Origin of the sequence: Streptomyces durbertensis (assembly GCF_014156695.1) — a bacterium.
Taxonomy (GTDB): domain Bacteria; phylum Actinomycetota; class Actinomycetes; order Streptomycetales; family Streptomycetaceae; genus Streptomyces; species Streptomyces durbertensis.
On sequence record NZ_WMLF01000488.1, the window covers coordinates 1 to 3,783 of the forward strand.

Genomic DNA, 3,783 nt, shown 5'->3' on the forward strand with positions numbered 1-3,783 from the left:
GCGCAGGCGGTCAGCACGGCCGGACGCGCGGCTCCCGTACGGGAACGCACGGAAGCGCTGTCACCATACGGCACAGTGGACTAGACAACGAAAGCAGATGCGTCGCAGATCACAGGTAAAGCTCCGCCATGAGTAAGTAAATCGCAGGTAAACCAACTGTCTTGGATGCGATTCCTTGGGGTGGTTCCGGGGTCGCACCGGATATCGGACGCTCCCTGCGTGCTGTTCCTGTCAGCGGACGGCGCGAGCCCCACGCCGCCCGGGGCCCGTCCGGAGCCGGGCTCCGCCCCACCCCGCGAGGCTTCCGGCCCGCTCGCCCGCACCCCGTCGGCCCCGGTCGGACTACCATCAGCCCATGACCCGCGTACTGCTCGCTGAGGATGACAACTCGATCTCGGAGCCGCTCGCCCGCGCCCTCCGGCGCGAGGGATACGACGTCGAGGTGCGCGAGGACGGGCCCGGCGCGCTGGAGACCGCGCTGCACGGCGAGATCGACCTCGTGGTGCTCGACCTCGGGCTGCCGGGCATGGACGGCCTGGAGGTCTGCCGCCGGATGCGCACCGCCGGTTGCGCCTTCCCGGTACTGGTGCTCACCGCCCGCGCCGACGAGGTCGACACCGTGGTCGGCCTCGACGCCGGCGCCGACGACTACGTCACCAAGCCCTTCCGCCTCGCCGAGCTGCTGGCCCGCGTCCGGGCGCTGCTGCGCCGCGGCACCGCCGAGGCCGCCCAGCCCCCCGCCACCCACGGCGTCCGCATCGACGTCGACTCCCACCGCGCCTGGATGGGCGAGGAGGAGCTCCAGCTCACCGCCAAGGAGTTCGACCTGCTGCGGGTCCTCGTCCGCGACGCCGGCCGGGTCGTCACCCGCGACCAGCTGATGCGCGAGGTCTGGGACACCACGTGGTGGTCCTCCACCAAGACGCTCGACATGCACATCTCCTGGCTGCGGAAGAAGCTCGGCGACGACGCGGCCAACCCCCGCTACATCGCCACCGTCCGAGGCGTCGGCTTCCGCTTCGAGAAGAGCTGACCGGGAGCTGGCCGAGAGCTGACCGAGGGCTGGCCGAGAGCCGACCCGGAGCTGGCCGAGAGCCGATCGACAAGAGCTGACGAGCGAGACGAGACCCCAGCCGGATGCGCCGCAGACTGATCAACTCCACCCTGGCCGTGGTGCTCTTCGTGATCGCCGTCTTCGGTGTCTCGCTGCTCATCGTGGAGACCCGCGCGATCGAGCGGAACGCCATCGACAGCGCCCGCTCCGACGCCGCCCGCATCGTCGCCGTCGTGGAGGCCCGGCTGGCCGCCGGCGAGACCGTCACCGCCCACACGATGCGCAGCGCCGTCCCGCACGACCGCTACGTGCGGGTCGACGTGCCCGACCAGCCCGCCTTCGCGCTCGGCGACAAACCCGACGGCGGGGTCATCGAGGCCCGCCAGACCGGCTCGCACGGCGAACTGGTCACCGTCCAGCAGTCGCGCAGCGTCATCACCGACGAGGTCGGCCGGATACTCGTGATCGTGCTGGTCGTCGGGCTGGTCACGGTCGCCGCCGCCACGCTGCTCGCCGTCGGCCAGGCCCGCAAGGTGGCCGCGCCGCTCACCGACCTCGCCGAGACCGCCGAACGGCTCGGCTCCGGCGACCCCCGCCCCCGGCACCGCCGCTACGGCGTGCCCGAGCTCGACCGGGTCGCCGACGTGCTCGACACCAGCGCCGAACGCATCGCCCGCATGCTCACCGCCGAACGCCGACTCGCCGCCGACGCCTCCCACCAGCTCCGCACCCCGCTCACCGCGCTGTCCATGCGGCTGGAGGAGATCGTCGAGACCGCCGACAGCGAACCCGACGCCGTCCGCGAGGAGGCCGGCATCGCGCTCGCCCAGGTGGAACGGCTCACCGAGGTCGTCGAACGGCTGCTTACCAACTCCCGCGACCGCCGCTCCGACTCGGCGATCACCTTCGACCTCGACGAGGTCGTACTCCAGCAGGTCGAGGAGTGGCGGCCCGCCTACCGGGGCGCGGGCCGGGCGATTGTGCACTCCGGACGCCCCGGGCTCAAGGCCGTCGGCACGCCGGGCGCGGTCGCCACCGTCCTGGCCACCCTGGTGGAGAACTCCCTGATGCACGGCGGCGGCACGGTCGCGCTGCGCACCCGCATCGCCGGCAACCAGGTGGTCGTGGAGGTCGCCGACGAGGGACCCGGCGTCGACCCGGCGCTCGGCTCCCGGGTCTTCGAGCGGACCGTCTCCGGCCGCAACTCAACCGGGCTCGGGCTCGCCGTCGCCCGCGACCTCGCCGAGGCCGACGGAGGCCGGCTGGAACTACTTCAGCAGCACCCGGCGGTCTTCGCGCTGTTCCTCACGCGGGAGGCCGAGCAGTCGTCCGGCTGACGACTCGGGCGGCGTCCGGAAGACCCAGGTCCGGAACGACCAGAAGCGGAAGGCCGAGGCGACACCCAGCCCGACCACGTTCTTCGCGATGTTGTCCGCCAGCGGCGAGGTGAAGCCCAGCGCGTAGTGCGAGATCGCCAGGATCCCGTTCTCGATCACCATGCCGAAGCCGCTGAACACCATGAAGAGCACGACCTCGCGCCGCACCCGGTCCTTGTCGGCGTGCCGGTACGTCCAGTAGCGGTGCCCGACGTAGTTGCAGCAGATCGCGGCGGCGGTGGCGATCACACCCGAGCGCACGCTGGCCAGCTGGAAGGTGTGCAGACACAGGTTGAACACCGCGACGCTCACCAGGAAACCGAACCCGCCGACGGCGCCGAACCGGCTCAGCTCCCGCGCCAGCCGTTTCAGCCGGGACAGCGGTGTCTGCTGTTCACGGATAGTGATCTTGATCGCCCCGTTCGGTCGGCTGTTCGGTCGCTCTCCGGTCCGGTCGTGCTGTCCCCCAGCCCCGGCAGCCGGCTCCCCACATGCTAACCACGCCCCCACGCCACGTACCCTGGGAGCGTGACGTTCCCGGTAGTCGGCATGGTCGGCGGCGGTCAGCTCGCCCGTATGACCCACGAGGCGGGCATCCCCCTCGGCATCAAGTTCAAGCTGCTCAGTGACACCCCCGTGGACTCGGCCGCACAGGTCGTCGGCGACGTTGTCGTCGGCGACTACCGCGACCTGGCCACCCTGCGTGACTTCGCACACGGCTGTGACGTGATCACCTTCGATCACGAACACGTGCCGACCGAGCACCTGCGGGCCCTCCAGGACGACGGCATCGCCGTCCGCCCCGGCCCGCACGCGCTCGTCTGCGCGCAGGACAAGGGCACCATGCGGGCCCGCCTCGACGCCCTCGGCGTCCCGTGCCCCCGCCACCGCGTCGTGACCGACCCCGCCGACGTCACCGCCTTCGCCCACGAGGGCGACGGCTACCCCGTTGTCCTCAAGACCGTGCGCGGCGGCTACGACGGCAAGGGCGTGTGGGTCGTCCGCGACGAGGAAGCCGCCGCCGAACCCTTCAAGGCCGGCGTGCCCGTGCTCGCCGAGGAGAAGGTCGACTTCGTCCGCGAACTCGCCGCCAACGTCGTCCGCTCCCCGCACGGCCAGGCCGTCGCCTACCCCGTCGTCGAGTCCGTCCAGGTCGACGGCGTCTGCGACACCGTCATCGCGCCCGCCCCCGACCTCCCCGCCGACCGCGCCGTCGCCGCCCAGGAAATGGCGCTGCGCATCGCCGACGAACTCGACGTCGTCGGCCACCTCGCCGTCGAACTCTTCGAGACCCGCGACGGCCGCGTCCTCGTCAACGAACTCGCCATGCGCCCCCACAACTCCGGCCACTGG

4 protein-coding genes are annotated in these 3,783 nt (G+C 71.6%); 3 read left to right on the forward strand and 1 reads right to left on the reverse strand.

Features of this window, described 5'->3' with window-relative positions; all coding sequences use genetic code 11:
- Window positions 1-355 precede the first annotated feature (355 nt).
- Together GL263_RS23150 and GL263_RS23155 are read left to right on the forward strand one after the other, a co-directional pair.
- A complete protein-coding gene (locus GL263_RS23150; RefSeq protein ID WP_143648368.1) occupies window positions 356-1,033 on the forward strand; it encodes a response regulator transcription factor in 678 nt (225 codons plus the stop codon).
- A gap of 104 nt (window positions 1,034-1,137) precedes the next feature.
- Window positions 1,138-2,391 carry a sensor histidine kinase gene (locus tag GL263_RS23155; RefSeq protein ID WP_182857687.1) on the forward strand — a complete coding sequence of 418 codons (1,254 nt, stop codon included), beginning with the start codon at window positions 1,138-1,140 and terminating at the stop codon, window positions 2,389-2,391.
- On the opposite strand, the gene GL263_RS23160 is transcribed toward GL263_RS23155, so the two are convergent.
- Complete coding sequence (locus GL263_RS23160) at window positions 2,323-2,844, reverse strand: GtrA family protein (protein WP_323379534.1); 522 nt, start codon at window positions 2,842-2,844, stop codon at window positions 2,323-2,325. The genes GL263_RS23155 and GL263_RS23160 overlap by 69 nt on opposite strands.
- 114 nt (window positions 2,845-2,958) lie before the next feature.
- On the opposite strand from GL263_RS23160, the gene GL263_RS23165 reads away from it, so the two are divergent.
- On the forward strand, window positions 2,959-3,783 hold an 825-nt coding region (locus tag GL263_RS23165), incomplete at its 3' end, for a 5-(carboxyamino)imidazole ribonucleotide synthase (RefSeq protein WP_182857688.1).

What these genes read in the sequence shown, in the direction of transcription:
- GL263_RS23155 (WP_182857687.1), top strand. Translation starts at nt 1,138, where the DNA reads ATGCGCCGCAGACTGATCAACTCCACCCTGGCCGTGGTGCTCTTCGTG.
- GL263_RS23150 (WP_143648368.1), top strand. Translation starts at nt 356, where the DNA reads ATGACCCGCGTACTGCTCGCTGAGGATGACAACTCGATCTCGGAGCCG.